The organism is Kitasatospora sp. NPDC053308 (assembly GCF_055585785.1).
Window position 1 is genome coordinate 37066 of the sequence record NZ_JBVJJY010000020.1, and the last position, 21910, is coordinate 58975.

The 21910-nt window shown below is 73.7% G+C and carries 15 protein-coding genes; 13 read left to right on the top strand and 2 right to left on the bottom strand.

All coding sequences use genetic code 11. The annotated features are described in order from the left end of the window. Positions 1 to 45: 45 nt before the first annotated feature. Both smc and ftsY read left to right on the top strand, forming a co-directional pair. A complete protein-coding gene (smc, locus tag ACZ6Y7_RS31575) occupies positions 46 to 3654 on the top strand; it encodes a chromosome segregation protein SMC (RefSeq protein WP_465761355.1) in 3609 nt (1202 codons plus the stop codon). 47 nt (positions 3655 to 3701) lie between these two features. Beyond that, positions 3702 to 4919: a signal recognition particle-docking protein FtsY gene (gene ftsY, locus ACZ6Y7_RS31580; RefSeq protein ID WP_465761356.1), complete on the top strand. Its 1218-nt coding sequence runs from the start codon at positions 3702 to 3704 to the stop codon at positions 4917 to 4919. 287 nt (positions 4920 to 5206) lie between these two features. On the opposite strand, the gene ACZ6Y7_RS31585 is transcribed toward ftsY, so the two are convergent. Further along, on the bottom strand, positions 5207 to 5899 hold the full coding sequence (locus ACZ6Y7_RS31585) for a bifunctional DNA primase/polymerase (RefSeq protein ID WP_465761357.1): 693 nt from the start codon (positions 5897 to 5899) through the stop codon (positions 5207 to 5209). 616 nt (positions 5900 to 6515) lie between these two features. Here ACZ6Y7_RS31585 and nsdA point away from each other — a divergent pair. From nsdA to ftsH, 7 genes are all read left to right on the top strand, one after another. Then, positions 6516 to 7970, top strand: a complete 1455-nt coding sequence (gene nsdA / locus ACZ6Y7_RS31590) for a transcriptional repressor NsdA (protein ID WP_465761358.1) — start codon at positions 6516 to 6518, stop codon at positions 7968 to 7970. Between the two features lie 288 nt (positions 7971 to 8258). Continuing rightward, positions 8259 to 9680: an ammonium transporter gene (locus tag ACZ6Y7_RS31595; protein WP_465761359.1), complete on the top strand. Its 1422-nt coding sequence runs from the start codon at positions 8259 to 8261 to the stop codon at positions 9678 to 9680. Further along, on the top strand, positions 9680 to 10018 hold the full coding sequence (locus tag ACZ6Y7_RS31600; protein ID WP_350524594.1) for a P-II family nitrogen regulator: 339 nt from the start codon (positions 9680 to 9682) through the stop codon (positions 10016 to 10018). The genes ACZ6Y7_RS31595 and ACZ6Y7_RS31600 overlap by 1 nt, the downstream gene beginning before the upstream one ends. Before the next feature lie 140 nt (positions 10019 to 10158). Beyond that, entirely contained in the window at positions 10159 to 12615 is a 2457-nt protein-coding gene (locus ACZ6Y7_RS31605; protein ID WP_465761360.1) for a [protein-PII] uridylyltransferase, read from the top strand. 123 nt (positions 12616 to 12738) lie between these two features. Continuing rightward, positions 12739 to 14304, top strand: coding sequence for a signal recognition particle protein (gene ffh, locus ACZ6Y7_RS31610; RefSeq protein WP_465761414.1), 1566 nt, complete (start codon positions 12739 to 12741; stop codon positions 14302 to 14304). Positions 14305 to 14443: 139 nt separating this feature from the next. Further along, positions 14444 to 14968, top strand: a complete 525-nt coding sequence (locus ACZ6Y7_RS31615; RefSeq protein ID WP_465761361.1) for a GNAT family N-acetyltransferase — start codon at positions 14444 to 14446, stop codon at positions 14966 to 14968. A 93-nt stretch (positions 14969 to 15061) separates the two neighbouring features. Then, the gene (gene ftsH / locus ACZ6Y7_RS31620) at positions 15062 to 17134 is read left to right on the top strand and encodes an ATP-dependent zinc metalloprotease FtsH (protein WP_465761362.1); all 2073 of its coding nucleotides are present in this window, start codon (positions 15062 to 15064) and stop codon (positions 17132 to 17134) included. 53 nt (positions 17135 to 17187) lie between these two features. On the opposite strand, the gene ACZ6Y7_RS31625 is transcribed toward ftsH, so the two are convergent. Continuing rightward, positions 17188 to 18012 (bottom strand): class I SAM-dependent methyltransferase, encoded by an 825-nt coding sequence (locus ACZ6Y7_RS31625; protein ID WP_465761363.1) that lies wholly within the window; start codon positions 18010 to 18012, stop codon positions 17188 to 17190. A gap of 289 nt (positions 18013 to 18301) precedes the next feature. On the opposite strand from ACZ6Y7_RS31625, the gene proS reads away from it, so the two are divergent. The 4 genes from proS to ACZ6Y7_RS31645 all read left to right on the top strand — a co-directional run bounded on the left by proS (position 18302) and on the right by ACZ6Y7_RS31645 (position 21831). Then, positions 18302 to 19714, top strand: a complete 1413-nt coding sequence (proS, locus tag ACZ6Y7_RS31630) for a proline--tRNA ligase (RefSeq protein WP_465761364.1) — start codon at positions 18302 to 18304, stop codon at positions 19712 to 19714. Between the two features lie 459 nt (positions 19715 to 20173). Continuing rightward, on the top strand, positions 20174 to 20752 hold the full coding sequence (locus ACZ6Y7_RS31635) for a hypothetical protein (protein ID WP_402224707.1): 579 nt from the start codon (positions 20174 to 20176) through the stop codon (positions 20750 to 20752). Between the two features lie 408 nt (positions 20753 to 21160). After that, entirely contained in the window at positions 21161 to 21589 is a 429-nt protein-coding gene (gene rpsP / locus ACZ6Y7_RS31640; RefSeq protein WP_097236094.1) for a 30S ribosomal protein S16, read from the top strand. A gap of 2 nt (positions 21590 to 21591) precedes the next feature. Next, complete coding sequence (locus ACZ6Y7_RS31645; RefSeq protein WP_402224709.1) at positions 21592 to 21831, top strand: RNA-binding protein; 240 nt, start codon at positions 21592 to 21594, stop codon at positions 21829 to 21831. Positions 21832 to 21910 lie beyond the last annotated feature (79 nt).

The window sequence follows — 21910 nt, forward strand, 5'->3', positions numbered from 1 at the left end:
GTCGCACGCTGGGGCCACCTGGCGAGCGATGAGGAGACCGGCCGCGTGCACCTGAAGAGTCTGACGCTGCGCGGGTTCAAGTCCTTCGCCTCCAGCACCACCCTGCGCTTCGAGCCCGGCATCACCTGTGTCGTCGGCCCCAACGGCTCCGGCAAGTCGAACGTCGTCGACGCGCTGTCCTGGGTGATGGGCGAGCAGGGCGCCAAGTCGCTGCGCGGCGGCAAGATGGAGGACGTCATCTTCGCCGGGACCAGCGGGCGCGCCCCGCTCGGCCGCGCGGAGGTCAGCCTCACCATCGACAACGCCGACGGCGCCCTGCCGATCGACTACGCCGAGGTGACCATCACCCGGACGATGTTCCGCAACGGCGGCAGCGAGTACGCCCTCAACGGCGAGACCTGCCGCCTGCTGGACATCCAGGAGCTGCTCTACGACTCCGGCATCGGCCGCGAGATGCACGTCATCGTCGGACAGGGGCAGCTCGACTCCGTCCTGCACGCCGACCCGATGGGCCGGCGTGCCTTCATCGAGGAGGCGGCCGGCGTCCTGAAGCACCGCAAGCGCAAGGAGAAGGCGCTGCGGAAGCTGGACGCGATGCAGGCCAACCTCAACCGGGTCCAGGACCTGGTCGCCGAGCTGCGCCGCCAGCTCGGCCCGCTCGGCCGGCAGGCCCGGATCGCCCGGCGGGCCGCCGGCATCCAGGCCGAGCTGCGCGACGCCCGGCTGCGGCTGCTCGCCGACGACCTGTCCACGCTCCGCCGGGCCGTCGAGGCCGAGGTCGCCGACGAGCTGGCGCTGCGGTTGCGCCGGACCACCGTCGAGCAGGAGCTGGCCCGCGCGGTGCAGCGCGAACGCGTCCTGGAGGCGCAGGTCCAGCAGCTCGGGCCGAGCCTGGAGGCCGCCCGGCAGACCTGGTACCGGCTCTCCGCGCTCGCCGAACGCACCCGCGGCACGATCGGACTCGCCGAGGCCCGCGCCCGGCACGCCGCCGCCGGGGAGCGGGTGGAGGAACGGCGCGGACGCGACCCGGAGGACCTGGAGCGCGAGGCCGAGCGGATCCGCGAGGAGGAGTCCGCCCTGGCCGAAGCGCTGGAGGAGGCGCAGTACGCGCTGGCCGAGGCGGTCGAGCGCAAGACCGACCTGGAACGGGAGCTGGCCGCCGAGGAACGCCGGCTGCGCGACGCCGCCCGGGCCATCGCCGACCGCCGAGAGGGGCTGGCCAGGCTGCAGGGGCAGGCCGCCGCCGCCCGCTCCAAGGCCGCCGCGGCCCGGGCCGAGACCGACCGGCTCACCGAGGCCTGGGACGAGGCGCTGCTGCGGGCCGAGGCCGCGCAGGCCGAACTGGACGAGCTCCGGCAGCAGGTCGACGCCCAGGCCGGGGACGACGAACGGGCCGACGCCGGGCTCCGGGAGGCGCGCGAGCGGCTGGCCGCCGTCGACCGGGAACTCGCCGACGCCCGCGAGGCGGCCGGCGTGGCCGAGCGCGAGCGGGCCGGGCTCACCGCGCGGCACGAGGCGCTCTCGCTCGGACTGCGCCGCAAGGACGGCACCGGCGCGCTGCTGGCGGCGGAGGACCGGCTGGACGGGCTGCTCGGCCCGGCGGCCGCGCTGCTGCGGATCGAGGCCGGGTACGAGGTGGCGGTGGCGGCGGCGCTCGGGGCCGCCGCCGATGCGGTGGCCGTCGCCACGCCGGCCGCCGCCGCGCGGGCGCTGCGGCTGCTGCGGGAGGACGACGCCGGGCGGGCCGCGCTGCTGATCGCGGATGCGACGACGGGGTCCGGTGCGGCCGAAGTGACGGACGGGGCGGGGGAGTTGCCCGAAGGCGCCCGATGGGCCGCCGAACTGGTCGACGGCCCTGCCGAGTTGCTCGGCGCCGTACGGCAACTCCTGCACGGGGTCACGGTGGTGGCGGACCTGGACGCGGCGCTGCGGCTGGTCGCCGAGCGCCCGGCGCTGTCCGCCGTCACCCCCGACGGGGACCGGCTGGGCAGCGGATACGCACACGGCGGCTCCGGCGGGGCGCCGAGCCTGCTGGAGACCCGGGCGGCGGTGGACGAGACGGCCCGGGCGATCGACGAACTCGCCGTCCGCTGCGCCGAGTCGGCCGGCCGGCTGGCCGAACTCACCGAGCGGCGAAGGGAGTCGGCCGCCGAGGTGGAGCGGCTCGACGTGCTGCGCCGGCAGGCGGAGAAGGAGCGGGCCGAGGTCGCGGGCGCGCTCGGCCGGCTCGGCGGACAGGCGCGCGCCGCCGCGGGGGAGGCCGAGCGGCTCTCCGCCGCCGCCGCGCGGGCGGAGCGGGGCCTCGCCGACGTGCTGGCCGCGGCCGAGGAGTCCGCGCGTCGCCTGGCCGCGGCCGAGGAGTCGGCGGACGCGGGGGAGGACGAGCCCGACCCGGCCGAACAGCAGCGGCTGGCGGAGGCCGCGAGCACCGCCCGGCAGGCCGAGCTGGAGGCCCGGCTCGCGGTCCGCACCCACGAGGAGCGGGTCCGCGCGCTGGCCGGCCGGGCGGACCAACTGGACCGCGCCGCCCGAGCGGAGCGCGAGGCGCGGGCCCGGGCCGCCGAGCGCCGTCGGCGGGCCGAGCGCGACGCCGGGGTGGCGAACGCCGTCGCGGCGGGCGCCCGGCAGCTGCTGGCCTGCCTCGAGGTGTCGCTGGCCCGCGCGGACGCCCGCCGGGCGGCCGTCGAACTGGCCCGCGCCGAGCGGGAGGAGGAGCTGCGGGAGCACCGCGAGCACGGCCGCGGCCTCAAGGACGAGCTGGACAAGCTGGTCGACGCCGGGCACCGGGACGAGGTGCTGCGGGCGGAGAAGCGGCTGCGGATCGAGCAGCTTGAGTCCCGCGCGCTGGAGGAGTTCGGCATCGACGGCGGCGAGCTGCTCGCCGGGTACGGACCGGACCAGCCCGTCCCGCCCGCCGCGCCGGAGGAGGGCCGGGAGCCGGGGGAGCCCCACCCGTACGTCCGGGCCGAGCAGGAGAAGCGGCTGAGGGCCGCCGAGAAGGCGTACCAGCAGCTCGGCAAGGTCAACCCGCTGGCCCTGGAGGAGTTCGCCGCGCTGGAGGAACGGCACAAGTTCCTCGGCGAGCAACTGGACGACCTCAAGCGCAGCCGGCGCGACCTGCTGGACATCGTCCGCGACGTGGACCAGCGGGTCGAGCAGCTGTTCACCTCGGCGTACCACGACACCGCCGCCCAGTTCGAGGGCGTCTTCGGACGGCTCTTCCCGGGCGGGGAGGGCCGGCTGGTGCTGACCGATCCGGACAACATGCTCACCACCGGGGTCGAGGTGGAGGCCCGCCCGCCGGGCAAGAAGGTCAAGCGGCTGTCGCTGCTGTCCGGCGGCGAGCGCTCGCTGACCGCGGTGGCGCTGCTGGTGGCGATCTTCAAGGCCCGGCCCAGCCCGTTCTACGTGATGGACGAGGTGGAGGCGGCCCTGGACGAGACCAACCTGCGCCGGCTGATCGGGATCATGGAGGAACTGCGGGAGAACTCCCAGCTGATCGTGATCACCCACCAGAAGCTCACCATGGAGTCCGCCGACGCCCTGTACGGCGTGACGATGAAGGGCGACGGCATCTCGCAGGTGATCAGCCAGCGGCTGCGGGAGACCCACCGGGAACGGCGCCCCGCAGCCACCCGTACCGCAACGGTCTAGGGCGGCTGCCGTCCATCCGGGCTCCGGTCGCGGATACTGGAGCGGTTATGGAATACGTGATCCTTGCCGTAGTCATCGCCGTGGTCGCCGTCGGTGCGATCGCGGGCCTCGTCGTTTCCGGCAGACGACGCCAGCAGCTGCCCCCGAAGTCGCAGGCGCCGGTCATCACGGCGCCGAAGCCCACCCCGGCGGAACCCCAGATCGGCGACGAGGCCGCGCCGCCGCGCGAGGAGCCCCGCCGCACCGTCGAGGAGGTGGAACTCCCGGCCGAGCCCGAGGCGCCCGAGGCCGTCGAGGTCGAGCCGGCCGAGGCCGAGGCGGTCCCCGCCGTCGAGGTGCCCGAGCCCACGGCCGGCCGGCTGGTCCGGCTGCGCTCCCGGCTCTCCCGGTCGCAGAACTCGATCGGCAAGGGCCTGCTCTCGCTGCTCTCCCGCGAGCACCTGGACGAGGACACCTGGGAGGAGATCGAGGACACCCTGCTCACCGCGGACGTGGGCGTCGCCCCCACCCAGGAACTGGTCGAGCGGCTGCGCACCCGGGTGAAGGTGCTCGGCACCCGGACGCCCGAGGAGCTGCGCGCGCTGCTGCGCGAGGAGCTGATCGAGCTGATCGGCAAGGACGCCGACCGCACCGTCCGCTCCACCAAGCACGAGGAGGGCCCGGCCGTGGTCTTGGTCGTCGGCGTCAACGGCGTCGGCAAGACCACCACCACCGGCAAGCTGGCCCGCGTCCTGGTCGCCGACGGCCGTACGGTGGTGCTCGGCGCCGCCGACACCTTCCGCGCCGCCGCCGCGGACCAGCTGCAGACCTGGGGCGAGCGGGTCGGGGCGCGCACCGTTCGCGGCCCGGAGGGCGGGGACCCGGCCTCGATCGCGTTCGACGCGGTCAAGGAGGGCATCGCCGAGGGCGTCGACACCGTGCTGATCGACACCGCCGGCCGCTTGCACACCAAGACCGGCCTGATGGACGAGCTGGGCAAGGTCAAGCGGGTCGTCGAGAAGCACGGCCCGGTGGACGAGGTGCTGCTGGTGCTGGACGCCACCACCGGCCAGAACGGCCTGATCCAGGCCCGGGTGTTCGCCGAGGTGGTGGACATCACCGGCATCGTGCTGACCAAGCTGGACGGCACGGCCAAGGGCGGCATCGTGGTCGCGGTCCAGCGCGAGCTGGGCGTGCCGGTCAAGCTGATCGGTCTGGGCGAGGGCGCGGACGACCTGGCGCCGTTCGAGCCGGGTGCGTTCGTGGACGCGCTGATCGGGGACTGAGGCTCTCCCGGCGGATTCCCGCCGGTCCGTCGTCGAAGGGTCCGCTCCGCCCGGGGCGGGCCTTTCGTATACCCGGGAACGGGTGGGCCGCCGCCTTGTCCCGCCCCGAGCCGCAGGGGCGCGCGGTGCCGAAAGGGCGGGCCCCTCCTGCCCGAGGGCGGGCCAGGACGGCGAGCGAGGAGGCCCCGAGGTGGGGGTGCCTCCCGGCCGAAGGCCGGGGGAGAGGGGCACGGGAGCGACGACCGTCGGCACCGGGTCAGAGCGCCCCGGGGGCGAGCGGGCGAGTGTTACGAGGCGATCCAGGCCGGTTCGGCGGTGCGCTCGCGGCTGCGGTGGCAGGCGTAGGCGAGGGTGCCGAGCAGCAGCCGGGCCTCGGGCGGGCAGCCGGCGTTGTCGCGGGTGGGGCGGCGCAGCCAGCGGACCGGGCCGAGGCCGTCGAGGACGGTGGGCGGGGCGGCGACGTAGCTGCCCTCGCCGTGGCAGGTGAGGTCGAGCGCGGCGTCGTCCCAGCCCATCCGGTACAGCAGGTCCGGCAGGCGGCGGGCGGTGCCGGCGGCGACCAGGAACTGCAGCCGGCCGGTGGGGGCGGCGAGCACCGGGCCGACCTGCGTGCCCATCCGCTCCAGCCGGACCAGCGCCTGCAGGCCGGCCTGCTCGGGGACGTCCAGGACGTCGAAGGCACGGCCGGTGGGGAACAGCACCGCGCCCTCGGCGCGGGGGGCGCGGGCCCGGACCTCGGTGCCCGGCACGGGGTGCAGGCCGGGCGCGCCGCAGCGGGCGGCGCCGCAGGGACAGCGGGTCGGGGCGGTGGCGCCGGTGACCGGGGTGCCGGTGGCCGGGGCGCCGGCGGCGACCGCCCAGCCCCAGCGGCCGGTGTACTCCGCGGCGGCCTGGGACGCGGTGACCTTGGTGCGGCGGCGCGCGCCCAGCGGTGCCAGCCGCAGGTGCCCCAGTCGAAGTTCGCCGAACAGGTTGTCCATGCCTCCCCCAACAGGTTCTCGTTGCCGATGGTTACGGGACGGTGACTGTGTGTCGATTTTCAGGTGTGTGGTGCGTAGTGCGGTGGCGGCGCGCAGCGCGTGGCGTGCGCCTGTTCCGATGGTGCGCCTCGGGCGCCGCCTTGTGGGGGCGGCGCGGATGCCGGATCGTCGTGTGCGCGAGACTGTTGCCGCCCCGAGTGGGTGGTGAACTCGCCTGTGACTGAGGTGGATTGCGGGTTCTGCCGGGTCTTCCGGGATGAGACCGGGGACTTGGCGGCCCGCATATGCCGGACCGTCGGGACTACCTAGTGAAGCGTGTGCCCCCTGTCTTCGGTTCACTCCTGGGGGTGGCGAAAGGTGGCGTTTCGCCAGGGCCGCTCCCGCGGGTACCTCGCGGGGCGTTACGTTCAGCATGCGGATGTCGTCGGTGATCCCGCTCCGGGCCGTCGGAGAACGGGAGTTGGGAATCTGACGGCCCGTCCGTGACGATGGCACACCAGTGCGAGGACACGGTACGGCACGACCTCAGGCACGGCACGTCTGGCAAGAGCCCGCAACCGTCGGGCGGTCACGATCGGGGGCCCCGCGAGGGGCCGGGCGGGATGGGACGTTCCCCATGGCAGAGAAGCAACCCAACGAGAAGCTGACCACGTGGTTCGCCCGGAGCGGCTGGTCCAAGGGCGAGTTGGCCCGCCAGGTCAACCGGAGGGCCCGGCAGATCGGCGCCCACCACGTGTCCACCGACACCTCCCGGGTGCGTCGCTGGCTCGACGGCGAGCAGCCCCGCGAGCCGATCCCCAAGATCATGTCGGAGCTCTTCTCGGAGCGCTTCGGCTCGGTGGTCTCGATCGAGGACCTCGGCCTGCGCGCCGCGATCCCGGTCTCCACCGTGGGCGGCGGCGTGGACCTGCCGTGGAGCGGCCCGCAGACCGTCCAGCTGATCAGTGACTACTCCCGCAGCGACCTGATGCTCAACCGCCGGGGCTTCCTCGGCACCTCGCTGGCGCTGACCGCCGGCGCCGCCCTGATCGAACCCATGCAGCGCTGGCTGACCCCCGGCCCGACCGGCGTGCCCACCCCGATCCTCACCGCGGCCAACGGCGGTGAGGCGTTCACCGGACGGCTCTCCGAGCCCGAGCTGGAACTGCTGGAGCAGACCACGGTGATGTTCCGCCAGTGGGACGCGCAGAACGGCGGCGGGCTGCGCCGCAAGGCGGTCGTCGGCCAGCTGCACGAGGTCACCGACCTCCTCCAGGAGACCTACAACGAGGACACCACCCGACGGCTGTTCCGGCTCACCGCCGAACTCGCCCACCTGGCCGGGTGGATGTCGTACGACGTCGGGATGCACCCGAGCGCGCAGAAGTACTACGTCCTGGCCCTGCACGCGGCCAAGGAGGCCGGCGACCGCCCGTTCGGCGCGCTGATCCTCACCGACATGAGCCGCCAGATGATCCACCTCAACCGGGGCGAGGACGCCCTGGAGCTGATCCACCTGGCGCAGTACGGCAGCCGCGACACCGCCACCCCGCGCCAGCAGTCCCTGCTGTACGCGATGGAGGCGCGCGCCTACGCCACCATCGGGGAGATCAACCGCTGCGCCCGGGCGATCCGGCTGGCGGAGGACACCTTCACCGACATCCGCGAGGGGGACGACGAGCCGGACTGGCTGAAGTTCTTCTCGCCGGCCGAGCTCAACGCCGAGAACGCGCACTCCTTCCGCGACCTCGCGTACCACTCCGACAACGCCCAGCTGTACGCCTCGCTGTCGGCGCCGGTGATGGAGCGCGCCGTCGACCTGTTCCGCCAGGACGGCGACCACGTGCGCTCGTACGCCTTCAACCTGATCGGCATGGCCAGCGTGCACCTGCTGCAGAAGGAGGCCGAGCAGGCGGTGGTGATGGCCGAGCAGGCGGTGGACATCGCGACCAAGGTGCGCTCGGAGCGGTTGAACTCCCGGGTGCGCAAGACCACGGAGGCCGCGGCGGCCCGGTTCAAGGGCGTGGACGCGGTGAGCCGGCTGAAGGAGCGCGTGGTTCAGGACATCCCCGAGTACGTCTCGGTGGTCTGAGCGCCGCTCCCGGGCGACTCCACCGGTCGTGACGGCCGCCGCCGTCACGGCCGGTGGCTCTTTCGTGTCCGGAGCGGCACCGCGCGGCGGAACGGTAACCCGTCCGGGGGAGCGCGGGGAGGCGGTTCACGTGGCCGTAACCCGCGCGTCGCACGCGTCACGGCCGTGAAACAACGGGCCGCACTGGCCGAAACCAGCCTTCGGCACGCTCCTCTTCATCGCCGACACCCCGGGGGCACGGGACAGGTACCCGGGGGCCGATCGGCCTAGGACGCAGAGGAGACGCCGATGCCGGACGGCTTCAGCGCGGGCGACACCGCCTTCGTGCTCATCAGTGCGGCCCTGGTCATGCTGATGACCCCGGGCCTGGCCTTCTTCTACGGGGGCATGGTCAGGGCCAAGAGCACACTGAACATGCTGGCGATGAGTTTTCTCTCGCTGGGCATCGTCAGTGTGCTCTGGGTCCTCTACGGGTACTCGCTCAGCTTCGGACCCGACGCCTTCGCCGGTCTGATCGGCAACCTGGACTTCCTCGGGATGCGCGGCATCGGCCTGAACGAGCTGACCGGGACCATTCCGGTCACCGCCTTCGCGATCTTCCAGCTGATGTTCGCGATCATCACACCGGCGCTGATCAGCGGCGCCATCGCGGACCGGGCCAAGTTCGCCGCCTGGGGCCTGTTCATCGCGCTCTGGGTGACGATCGTCTACTTCCCGGTCGCGCACTGGGTCTTCTTCTTCGACGGCGGCAACGGCGGCTGGCTGGGCGACCGGAACGGCGTGATCGACTTTGCCGGCGGCACGGCCGTGCACATCAACGCGGGTGTCGCGGGCCTCGCGCTCTGCCTGGTGCTGGGCAAGCGGGTCGGCTTCAAGAAGGACCCGATGCGCCCGCACAGCCTGCCGCTGGTGATGCTCGGCTCCGGGCTGCTGTGGTTCGGCTGGTTCGGCTTCAACGCCGGCTCGGCGCTGGCCGCCAACGGGGTCGCCGCGATGGCCATGGTCAACACCCAGGTCGCCACGGGTGCGGCGCTGGTCGGGTGGCTGGTCTACGAGAAGCTCAAGCACGGGGCCTTCACGACGCTGGGTGCCGCCTCCGGCGCGGTGGCCGGACTGGTCGCGATCACCCCGGCCTGCGGCTCGGTCAGCCCGCTCGGCGCGGTGGCGATCGGCCTGGTCGCGGGCGCGGTGTGCGCCGCCGCCGTCTCGCTGAAGTACCGCTGGGGCTTCGACGACTCGCTCGACGTGGTCGGCGTGCACGCGGTGGGCGGGGCGATCGGCTCGCTGCTGGTCGGCCTGTTCGCCACCGGCGGGGTCGGCCAGACCGCCAAGGGCCTGTTCTACGGCGGCGGGCTCGGGCAGCTCGGCAAGCAGGCGATGGGCGTGGCCGTGGTCGCGGCGTACTCCTTCGTGCTGTCCTGGCTGCTGGCCAAGGCGGTCGACAAGCTGGTCGGCTTCCGGGTCGCCGAGGAGGTCGAGGTCGCCGGCATCGACCAGGCCGAACACGCGGAGTCCGCCTACGATTTCAGCGCAGTCGGGGCAGGCCTGGCCCGGGCGCTGCCGGGACTGGCCGCGGCCGCCCCGTCGGCCGGTCCGTCCGTCGGCTCGTCCGCCGGTCAGTCCGCCGCGAAGCCCGCGGACCAGTCCGCCGGGAAGCCCACCGAGCAGGCCGCCGGAAAGGCCGCCGAGAAGACCGAGGTCGACGCCTGATGAAGCTCATCACCGCCGTGATCAAGCCGTACCGCCTGGACGAGGTGAAGGCCGCCCTGCAGGCCTTCGGGGTCCACGGCCTGACCGTCACCGAGGCCAGCGGCTACGGCCGCCAGCGCGGCCACACCGAGGTGTACCGGGGCGCCGAGTACACCGTGGACCTGGTGCCGAAGGTCCGGATCGAGGTCCTGGTCGAGGACGAGGACGCCGACGACCTGATCGACGTCCTGGTGAAGGCCGCCCGGACCGGGAAGATCGGCGACGGCAAGGTCTGGAGCATCCCGGTCGACACCGCCGTACGGGTCCGCACCGGAGAGCGCGGCCCGGACGCCCTGTAGCCCCCACCGCCGGCGGGCCCGTGACCCCCAGGGGACCGCGGGCCCGCCGACGGCGTACCCCCGCTCGGCCGAACCGCGGCGCACCGCAACCCCGGCGCACCGCGGGACGGCTCGGCCGCACGACGGACGGGACCCAGCGCATGACCACCGAGACCAGGCCTTCCGACCCCGCCGACCCCGCCGCCGCCCGGGCCGCGCTGATCGCCGACCCCGGCCCGGTCGGCCGCCGCCGGCGCGAGGGGCTCGCGCGGCTCACCGACGACTGGCTGGCCGGCCTGCTCGCGGCCGCCGGCGCCCCCGCCGGCGTCGCCCTGGTCGCCGTCGGCGGCTACGGGCGCGGCGAGCTCTCCGCGCGCAGCGACCTGGACGTCCTGCTGCTGCACGAGGGCCCGATCGACCGGGAGCTGCCCGAGAAGATCTGGTACCCGGTCTGGGACGCGGGCGCCAAACTCGACCACTCGGTGCGCACCGTCGCCGAGGCCCGGGCGGTCGCCGCCGCCGACCTCAAGGCCCAGCTCGGCCTGCTGGACGCCCGCCACCTCGCCGGGGACCCGGCGCTCACCGCCGAGCTGCGATCCGCGGTGTTCACCGACTGGCGCGCGAGCGCCCCCGCGCGCCTGCCCGAGCTGCGCGAGCTGGGCCGCGAGCGGGCGGAGCGGCACGGCGAGCTGTCCTTCCTGCTGGAGCCGGACCTCAAGGAGGCCCGCGGCGGCCTGCGCGACGTGGTCGCGCTCAACGCCGTCGCCGCCACCTGGCTGGCCGACGCGCCCCGGGACGGCCTGGACGCCGCCGCGCTGCGGCTCGCCGACGTCCGGGAGGCGCTCCACCTGGTCACCGGCCGGGCCACCGAGCGGCTCAGCCTGCAGGACCAGGACCAGGTCGCCGAGCGGCTGGGCGTGCTGGACGCCGACAGCCTGCTGCGCCAGGTGTACGAGGCGGCCCGCACCATCGCGTACGCGAGCGACGTCACCTGGCGGGCGGTGGACCGGGTGCTGGCCGCCAGGGCCGGCCGGGGCCGCCGGGCGGTGCGGCGCGCGTTCCCGTTCACCGGGTCCTTCACCGCCCCGTTCACCGGGGCCGGGCGCGGCTCGGGCGCGGTGGCCCGGGGCGACGTCGAGCGCCGCCCGCTGGCCGAGGGCGTGGTCGAGCAGGACGGCGAGGCGGTACTGGCCCAGGGCGCCCGCCCGGCGGCCGATCCGGTGCTGCCGCTGCGCGCCGCGGCCGCCGCCGCGCAGAACGGGCTGACCGTCTCGTACGCGACGGTGCGCCGGCTGGCCGCCGAGTGCCGTCCGCTGCCGGTGCCCTGGCCGGACGAGGCGCGCGAGCAGCTGGTCACCCTGCTGGGCGCGGGGGAGGCGGCCGTCCCGGTGTGGGAGGCGCTGGAGGCGGAGGGGCTGGTCACCCGGCTGCTGCCGGACTGGGAGCGGGTGCGCTGCCGTCCGCAGCGCAACGCCGTGCACCGCTGGACGGTGGACCGGCACCTGGTGGAGACCGCCGTGCGGGCCGCCGCGATGACGCGCCGGGTGGCCCGGCCGGACCTGCTGCTGGTGGCCGCGCTGCTGCACGACATCGGCAAGGGCTGGCCCGGGGACCACAGCGAGGCCGGCGAGGTGATCGTCCGCGACCTCGCGCCCCGGATGGGCTTCGGCCCCGAGGACACCGAGACCCTGGCGGTGCTGGTGCGCCACCACCTGACCCTGGTCGACACCGCGACCCGGCGCGACCCGGACGACCCGGCCACCGTCGAGGCGATCACCAAGGCGGTCACCACCCTGCCCGAGCTGGAGCTGCTGCACGCGCTCACCGAGGCGGACGCGCTGGCCACCGGTCCGGCCGCGTGGAGCGCCTGGCGGGCCTCGCTGGTGGCCGGACTGGTGGCCCGGGCGGCCGACCGGCTGGCCGGGGCGGGCACCGCGCCGGTGGAGGCGGCGCCGACCGCCGAGCAGGAGCGGCTCGCGGTCGAGGCCGCGCGCACCGGCGAGCCCGCGCTGTCGCTGCGGGCGCAGGCCGAGGGCGCCGACCCGGGCACCGAGCCGATGGGCGTCGAGCTGACGCTGGCCGTCCCGGACCGTCCCGGCCTGCTCGGCACCGCCGCCGGGGTCCTCGCGCTGCACCGGCTGACCGTCCGCTCCGCCGGGCTGCGCGAGCTGGACCCGATCGGCGCCGGTGCGGTGCTGCTGCTGTCCTGGCGGGTGGCCGCCGAGTTCGGCGAGCTGCCCGAGGCGGCCCGGCTGCGGGCCGACCTGCGCCGGGCCCTGGACGGCTCGCTCGACGTCGCGCGCCGCCTCGCCGAGCGGGACGCCGCCGCCCCGCGCCGCCGGGGCATCCCCACCCCGCCGCCGGTGGTCGCGGTGGCTCCGGCGGTGGCCTCGGCGACCGCGACCGTGCTGGAGGTCCGGGCGCACGACGCCCCCGGGCTGCTGCACCGGATCGGCCGGGCGCTGGACGGCGCGGGCGTACGGGTGCGCACCGCGCACGTCTCCACGCTGGGCGCGGAGGCCGTCGACTCCTTCTACCTGACCGACGAGGCGGGCCGCCCGCTGGCCGCCGGACGGGCCGGGGAGGTGGCGGCGGCGGTCCGGGCGGCACTGAGCTGAGGGGCGCCCCGAGCTGCGGCCGAGGTCTCCGGGCACAGGGGTGGAGACCGTACCCGGGGCGGCCGGATACCCTGGGGGACGACGACCGTACCGATACCGATGCCGCAGAGGACCCGCGACGACGTGTTCGACACCCTTTCCGATCGCCTCGCAGCGACGTTCAAGAACCTCCGGGGCAAGGGCCGCCTGAGCGAGGCGGACATCGACGCCACCGCCCGCGAGATCCGCATCGCGCTGCTGGAGGCGGACGTCGCGCTGCCGGTCGTCCGGGCCTTCATCAAGCAGGTCAAGGACCGGGCGCTCGGTGCCGAGGTCTCCGGCGCGCTGAATCCGGCGCAGCAGATCATCAAGATCGTCAACGAGGAGCTCATCGCGATCCTCGGTGGCGAGACCCGCCGGGTGCGGTTCGCCAAGAACGGCCCGACGGTCATCATGCTCGCCGGTCTGCAGGGTGCCGGTAAGACCACCCTCGCGGGCAAGCTCGGCCACTGGCTGAAGCAGCAGAAGCACACCCCGCTGCTGGTCGCCTGCGACCTCCAGCGCCCCAACGCGGTCAACCAGCTCCAGGTCGTCGCCGAGCGCGCCGGCGTGGCCTTCTACGGCCCGCAGCCGGGCAACGGCGTCGGCGACCCGGTGCAGGTGGCGAAGGACTCGATCGAGTACGCCAAGCAGAAGCAGTACGACGTCGTCATCGTCGACACCGCCGGCCGCCTGGGCATCGACGCCGAGCTGATGCAGCAGGCCGCCGACATCCGCGCCGCGGTGAACCCGGACGAGGTCCTGTTCGTCGTCGACGCGATGATCGGCCAGGACGCGGTCACCACCGCCCAGGCCTTCCTCGACGGCGTGGACTTCACCGGCGTCGTGCTCTCCAAGCTCGACGGCGACGCCCGCGGTGGTGCCGCGCTGTCCGTCGCGCACGTCACCGGCCGCCAGATCATGTTCGCCTCCAACGGCGAGAAGGTCGACGACTTCGACGCCTTCCACCCGGACCGGATGGCCTCGCGCATCCTCGGCATGGGCGACGTCCTCTCGCTGATCGAGAAGGCCGAGCAGACCTTCTCGCAGGCCGAGGCCGAGAAGATCGCCGCCAAGCTGCGCGGCGGTCCGAAGCAGTTCACGCTGGACGACTTCCTGTCGCAGCTGGAGCAGGTCCAGAAGATGGGCTCGATCTCCAAGCTGCTCGGCATGCTGCCCGGCATGGGCCAGATCCGGGACCAGATCAACAGCATCGACGACAAGGACGTCAACCGGGTCGGCGCGATCATCAAGTCGATGACCCCGGCCGAGCGCGCCGAGCCGGAGCTGATCAACGGCTCCCGCCGGGCCCGCATCGCCAAGGGTTCGGGCGTCCAGGTCGGCGAGGTGAAGAACCTGGTCGAGCGGTTCTTCGAGGCCCGCAAGATGATGTCCGCGATGGCCTCCGGCAAGGGCGTGCCCGGCATGCCGGGGATCCCGGGCATGGGCGGCGGCGCGAAGAAGTCCGGCAAGAAGGCCCCGCAGGCCAAGGGCAAGCGCAAGAGCGGCAACCCGCTGAAGCGGGCCCAGGAGGAGGCCGCGGCCGCCCAGCGCCGCGCGCTCGGCCCGGGCGCCGGCCAGGCCCCGGCGGACGGCGGGGCGTTTGGCCTCGGCGCGGGCAAGGGCCCGGCCGACTTCGAGCTGCCCAAGGAGTTCAGGGACATGCTGTAGTCCTCGGAGCCGCTGCTGTTCTCGACCGTTCACACGTGATCGCTTGAGATCCTCGCGGGATCGACCTTGATCGATTCCGATCGGCCCGTCGTCCGGTGTTTCCGGGCGGCGGGCCGATCGCGTGTCCGATGATGGGGGCATGCGAGTGATGATCAGGGCCCCGAGGCCCGAGGACGCGGTTGCGTACGCCGAGGCCGTCCGGCGGTCCGCCGAGCACATCGGGCGGTGGAACCCGGTCGAGCCGGACGGGCTGCCCGAACTGCTGGAACGCCAGGGGGCGGGCCTGCGCACCTTCCTGATCCTCGACGGCAGGACCGGCGGGCTGGTCGGCAAGGTGAACGTCGCCAACATCGTGATGAGCCGGTTCTGCAACGCGGCACTGGGCTACGACTCGTACCTGCCGTTCGCCGGCACCGGACGGATGACCGAGGGCATGCGGCTGGTCGTGGACCGCTGCTTCGCCCCGCAGTCGGCCGGCGGCCTGGGGCTGCACCGGCTGGAGATCAACGTGCAGCCGGACAACGAGCGCTCGGTCGCGATGGCCAAGCGGCTGGGCTTCCGGCACGAGGGCTTCTCGCCGCGGATGCTGTTCCTGCAGGGCGACTGGCGCGACCACGAGCGGTTCGCGCTGACCGCCGAGGAGTGGCCGGGCGCTTCGGCATAGCCGCTGGTGGGAGGGCGTCGGCGGGGCCGTCCGGGCGCCCGGGCGCGGCGTTGCGGTTGGCCCGCCCGAGCACGTGTCCGTATCGTCCGATGGGTGACCGAACCCGTGCCGCCGCGTCAGACCCCCGACCAGCCCTGGCGCTCCGAGGGCGCCCCACCCCCGCCGCCGCCCCGTCGGCGGATGCCCGGCGGCTGGACCGGCCTCGTCCTCACCGCGCTCGTGGTGTTCCTGATCTCCGACGTGCTGCTGTCGTTCTTCGGGAACGAGGGCGCCACCACGATCTCGTACACCGAGTTCAACAACCAGCTGAACAAGGGCAACATCACCAAGATCTACTCCAAGGGCGACGCGATCGAGGGCACCCTCAAGAGCGCGCAGCCGAAGCCCGACGGCGGCAAGGGCGACTACACCGAGTTCGACACCCAGCGCCCCTCCTTCGCGGGGGACAACCTGTGGGGCACGCTGCAGCAGCAGGGTGTCGAGGTCACCGCCACCTCGCCCGTCCAGCAGCGCAGCTTCCTCACCAACCTGCTGCTCTCGCTCGCCCCGATGCTGCTGCTGATCTTCATCTGGGTGCTGCTCGCCCGACGGATGGCCGGCGGTCTGGGCGCCGGGCCGCTGGGGCGCAAGACGCCGCCCAAGCCGGTCACCGCCGAGCAGGGCAAGCGCACCACCTTCGCCGACGTGGCCGGCATCGACGAGGTCGAGGCCGAACTCACCGAGGTGGTCGACTACTTGAAGAACCCCGACCGGTACCGCAGGCTCGGCGCCAAGATGCCGCGCGGCGTGCTGCTGAGCGGCCCGCCCGGGACGGGCAAGACCCTGCTGGCCCGGGCCGTGGCCGGCGAGGCGGACGTGCCGTTCTTCTCCGCCTCCGCGTCCGAGTTCATCGAGATGATCGTCGGCGTCGGTGCCAGCCGGGTCCGCGAACTCTTCGCCGAGGCCCGCAAGGTCGCCCCGGCGATCATCTTCATCGACGAGATCGACACCATCGGACGCCAGCGCGGCGCGGGCGGCGGGATGGGCGGGCACGACGAGCGCGAGCAGACGCTCAACCAGATCCTCACCGAGATGGACGGCTTCACCGGCTCCGAGGGCGTCATCGTGATCGCCGCGACCAACCGGGCGGACGTGCTCGACCCCGCGCTGTTGCGCCCCGGCCGCTTCGACCGGCGGATCACCGTCAGCCCGCCCGACCGGGACGGCCGCGCCGCGATCCTGCGCATCCACACCCGCACCGTCCCGCTGGCCGGCGACGCCGACCTGCGGCAGCTGGCCAAGGCGACCCCCGGGATGACCGGCGCCGAACTCGCCAACCTGGTCAACGAGGCGGCCCTGCTGGCCGTCAAGCGGGACCAGGACGCGGTCGGCGAGCGGGACCTCTCGGACGCCCTGGAGAAGGTCCAACTGGGCGCCGTGCGGCCGCTGGTGATGCCGCAGGAGGAGCGCGAGCGGACCGCCTACCACGAGAGCGGGCACGCGCTGCTGGGCATGCTCCAGCCCGGCGCGGACCCGGTCCGCAAGATCACCATCGTGCCGCGCGGACGGGCGCTCGGCGTCACCCTCTCCACCCCGGAGAACGACCGCTACTCGTACACCGAGCCCTACCTGCGCGGCCGGATCATCGGCGCGCTCGGCGGCATGGCGGCCGAGCAGGTGGTCTACGGGGTGATCACCACCGGCGCGGAGAGCGACCTGGAGCAGGTCACCGGCATCGCCCGCGGCATGGCCGGGCGGTGGGGGATGAGCGAGCGGGTCGGCCGGCTCACCGCCGTGCCCTCCGACCCGCAGGGCGCGTACGGGCTCTCCGCCGCGCCGACCACGCTGGACGCGGTGGACGAGGAGGCCCGGCGGATCGTCTCCGAGTGCTACGACGACGCGGTGCGGCTGCTGACCGAGCAGCGGCACCGGCTGGACGCGCTGGCGGCGGCGCTGCTGGAGGCGGAGACGCTGGACGAGGAGCAGGCGTACCGGGCGGCGGGGGTGCCGCGGGAGGGGGCTTCCGAGGGCTCGGGTGGCTCCGAGGGCTCCGGCGGCTGGGGTGGTCCGGGTGCTCCGGGTGCTCCGGGTGCTCCGGGTGGTTCGGGGGGTCCGGGTGGCTCGGGTGGCTCGGGTGGTCCGGGCGGTTCGGACGGATCGGACGGGAAGTCGCTCGACCAGGCGTGAGACCGAGGCCGGGGGGCGCTCGCCGTGGTGGCGGGCGCCCCCGGTTCGCGTCGCTAGCGCGGCCGCTCGGCGACCAGGTAGCGGAACACGTTCTCCATCCGGACCGAGCCGTCCGCGCGCAGGTACGGCTGCAGCGCCTCCTCCAGCTCCTTGGCCACCAGCGAGGCCCCGGAGAACTCCTCGGCCGCCTCGAACAGGCCGGTGGAGAGCAGTCCGCGCACCGCGCTGTCGAGGTCCGCGTAGGCGAACGGGCAGCTCACCCGGCCGCTGCCGGCCGGGCGCAGGCCGGCCGGGGCGAGCAGGTCCTCCAGCGCTCCGGGCGCGCTCAGCGCGAACGGGTCGCGGGCGGTGGTGCGGCCCGCCATCCGCCGGGACACGTCCAGCACCGGCGCGCTCTCGCAGCGCTCCGGCGGGCCCCAGGCGGCGAGCACCACGTGCCCGCCGGGGAGGGTGAGCCGGGCGGCCTCGGCCACCACCGAGCCCGGGTCGGCGGCGCCGGGCAGCTGCTCGAAAACGGTGACCAGCGAATGGGCCGAGCGGGGGACTCCGGTAGTCGGCCGGGCCCCGGCGCACACCCGTAGTCGGCGCCCGTGCGCCAGCTCGCGCAGCTCGTCCCGCGGCTCCTGCCCGGAGACCTGGGCGCCCCGCCCGGCGGCGAGCAGCAGGGCCAGTCCGGACCGGCAGCCCAGGCCCAGCACGCTGCTCGCCGGCCCGACCTCCAGCCGGTCGTGGACCGCCTCGTAGAGCGGCACCAGCATGCGTTCCTGGATCTCCGCCCAGTCGCGCGCCCGCGCGGACCCGGTGGCGCCGGGCCGCTGGTGGTGCGCGCGTGCGCCGGTCGGTCGTACGGTCGTGCCGGTCGTCCGAGCTGAAGCCATCGCGGCCTCCCATCCGGTCCTTCGGTGTGCTGCTACGGCTCCCCCAAAGTCCCGCCCCACTCCAGCGAACAGCGGGTCGGGCCCGGCGTCCAGAGGGGTGCAGGGTGGTGCGCGCGTGTCGCGGTGGTGCGCCCCCCGCTCCGTGACCCGTCCGCGGTCCGTGCGGCCCGGCCGCCGTCCCGGTGCGGGCCGCACGTGCCGTTCTCGGTTTCGTGGGCCGGGGGTGGCGCCGTCCGCGGGTGTGATACCGATTCGAAGTCAGGGGGTCGGTCCCCGTACCATTCGGCCCATGGCTAAGGCACCCGTTCTCACCCCTCAGGCGGAAGACTTCCCGCGCTGGTACCAGGACCTCATCAACAAGGCCGAGCTGGCCGACAACGGTCCGGTGCGCGGCACCATGGTCATCCGACCGTACGGCTACGGCCTGTGGGAGCGGATGCAGCAGGAGATGGACGCCCGGATCAAGAAGGCCGGCGCGCAGAACGCCTACTTCCCGATGTTCATCCCGCAGTCCTACCTGACCAAGGAAGCCGAGCACGTCGAGGGCTTCGCGCCCGAACTCGCGGTGGTCACCCACGGCGGCGGCAAGCAGCTGGAGGAGCCGGTCGTCGTCCGGCCCACCTCCGAGACGATCATCAACGAGTACTTCTCGAAGTGGGTGCAGAGCCACCGCGACCTGCCCCTGCTGATCAACCAGTGGGCCAACGTGGTCCGTTGGGAGCTCCGCCCGCGCGTCTTCCTGCGCACCACCGAGTTCCTCTGGCAGGAGGGCCACACCGCCCACGCCACGTACGAGGACGCCCGCGCGTACGCGTCGATGATCCACACCCAGGTCTACGGCGACTTCATGACCAACGTGCTCGGCATCGACGTCGTGCTCGGCCGCAAGACCGCCAAGGAGCGCTTCGCCGGCGCCATCAACACCCTCACCCTCGAAGGCATGATGGGTGACGGCAAGGCGCTGCAGATGGGCACCAGCCACGAGCTGGGCCAGAACTTCGCCAAGGCGTTCAACACCACCTACCAGCTGCAGGGCGCCGAGCGCGAGCACGTCTGGCAGACCTCCTGGGGCGTCTCGACCCGCATGGTCGGCGGCCTGATCATGTCCCACGGCGACGACAACGGCCTGCGGGTCCCCCCGCGCCTGGCCGCGGTCCAGGCCGTCGTGCTGGCGATCAAGGGCGACGACGCGGTCATCGCCAAGGTCCGTGAGATCGGCGCCCAGCTGGAGGCCGCCGGCATCCGCGTTGTGGTCGACGACCGCACCGACACCCCGTTCGGCCGCCGCGCCGTCGACTGGGAGCTCAAGGGCGTCCCGCTGCGCATCGAGGTCGGCCCGCGCGACCTGGAGAACGGCACCGCGATGCTGGCCCGCCGCATCCCGGGCGGCAAGGAGCCGGTCTCCATCGACGCCCTGGCCGCGCTGCTGCCCGGCGTGTTGGAGGAGGACCAGGCGCTGCTGCTGCGCCAGTCCCGCGAGCGCCGCGAGTCCCGCACGGTCGACGTCAAGACCATCGACGAGGCCGTCGAGGCCGCTGCCACCGGCTGGGGCCGGATCTCCTGGGCCGAGCTCGGCCCGGAGGGCGAGGCCAAGCTGGCCGAGCAGGGCGTCACGGTGCGCTGCATCGTCGCGGCCGACGGCTCGGTGCCGGCCTCGGACGACCAGGACGGCAATATCGCGATCGTCGCCCGCGCGTACTGAGATCCGTGCGCACCGACATCCGTTCGCTGTCCGTTCCGCGTCCGGACGATGTCCGCGCGATGTGCGTTACCTGCGGGTAATGACCGTCGGCGGCGACATTTGCCCGGAATGCGGATGGGTAAGAATCCGGTAACTCTTCCGGAGGAGTGCGGTCAGTGGACATCCCTACTGGCCGGTCAACTCCCGGTATTAACGGAATAGCGGTACGGTGTACGGCCCGTGGCCCTGTCAATCGGCGGGACCACGGGCCGTACGTCCTGGGGGCGACAGCCCGCCCCCCGGGCGGAATTCACCAGGCCCGCCGACTCTGCGACGGGCCGAAACCGGCAGGGGGTTGGTCTTGCGTCAGATCCGGAGCGTGCAATTCGCGCGCAGCCTTGCATTCCTGGGAGTTCCCTGTGAATTCCCGGAGGACGGGAACATGCGGAACATCGGCTCGCACTCCATCGTTGGTCTAGCGTGAGCACGACACAGCCCCTCGTTCTCGCGGCCGAACTGGCCGCCGCCTGGAGTGACATCCAGGCCTATCACCAGGACCTCCCCGACCTGGCCTCGCCCGAGGCCCTGATCGGCGAGTCCTCCTCGGCCTGTGGGACGCGACTCGGTTTCGAGCGGCTCCTCCACGAGGCTGCCCATGGTCTGGCCGCGGCCCGGGACATCCGGGACACCTCGCGGGCCGGCCGCTACCACAACCGGCGCTTCCTGATGCTCGCCTCCGAGCTCGGTCTGGCGCACCCGGTCGAACCGCACGCGAGCAGCGGCTTCTCCCAGGTGACCATGCTCAAGGAGACCCAGGAGCGCTACGCCGGCACCATCGAGCGCCTGGACCGCGCCCTCGGCGCGCACCAGGAGGCGGTGGCCGGTGACGGCGTGACCCGCGCCTTCCGCGGCCCGGCCGCCCGGCACGGCTCCTCCGGGGGCGGCGTCCGGGTCAAGGCGGTCTGCGGCTGCGGGCGCAACGTCCGGGTCGTGCCGTCGGTCCTCGCGCAGGCGTCCATCGTCTGCGGCGCGTGCCAGCAGCCGTTCAAGATCGCGTAAGCGGTCGGCGGTCCGGCGGCCTGCTGTGCGGGCAGCGGCCCGGCCGGAGCGAGCGGCGCGACAGGCGTGAACGGGACGACCTGGACGGAGTGCCCCGGAACAGGGAGCCTCTGCACGGGATGCCCCTGCGCAGGACGCCTCTGAACGGGGCGGCCGTACAACCGAAGAGCAGTACGGCGGTGGGTCCGTGGGCTGGACCGGGAGCGGGGGCTCCCGGTCGAGCCCTGATCGCCGCCCGGCCCGGGTGCAGGCGGTTCTCGCCGGTATGGCAGAATGGACAGCTGAGTACTCGGCAGCCGAGCAGGACCCCTCTCTCCTACGGCTGGCGTGTCCCTTGAACGGTCCGCCCCGCAACCCCACGCGATGGCGACCCGCTCACCCACGTCAACACCAGGAGAATCCACTCCCGTGGCAGTCAAGATCAAGCTCAAGCGTCTCGGCAAGATTCGCTCCCCGCACTACCGCATCGTCGTCGCCGACTCGCGCACCAAGCGTGACGGCCGCGCGATCGAGGAGATCGGCATCTACCAGCCGACCTACAACCCCTCGAAGATCGAGGTCGACAGCGACCGCGCCCAGTACTGGCTGTCCGTCGGCGCCCAGCCGACCGAGCCGGTGCTCGCCATCCTGAAGCTGACCGGCGACTGGCAGAAGTTCAAGGGCCTGCCGGCTCCGGCCCCGCTGAAGGTCGCGGAGCCGAAGGTCGAGGACTTCTCGCACCTGTTCGCCAAGGCCGTCGCCGGCTTCGAGGACGCCACCACCGGCGTCGCCATCACCCCGAAGGCCAAGAAGTCGGACAAGGCCGAGGCTGAGGCCGACGCCGCCGCCGAGGCCTGATCGTGATCGAGGACGCCCTGGACCACTTGGTGAAGGGCATCGTCGAGCACCCCGACGAGGTGCAGGTGCGCTCGCGCAACCTGCGTCGGGGCAACACCATCGAGGTGCGGGTGCACCCCGATGACCTCGGCAAGGTGATCGGCCGGGGCGGCCGGACGGCGCGTGCTCTGCGCACCGTGGTCGGCGCCCTCGGCGGTCGCAACGTCCGGGTCGACCTGGTCGACGTGGACAACGTTCGCTGACGCAGCTGCTCGTTCAGCCGTCAGGGCTCGGGCCGACCGGGACGCCATGCGTCCCGGTCGGCCCTTCTCGTTTCCGCGC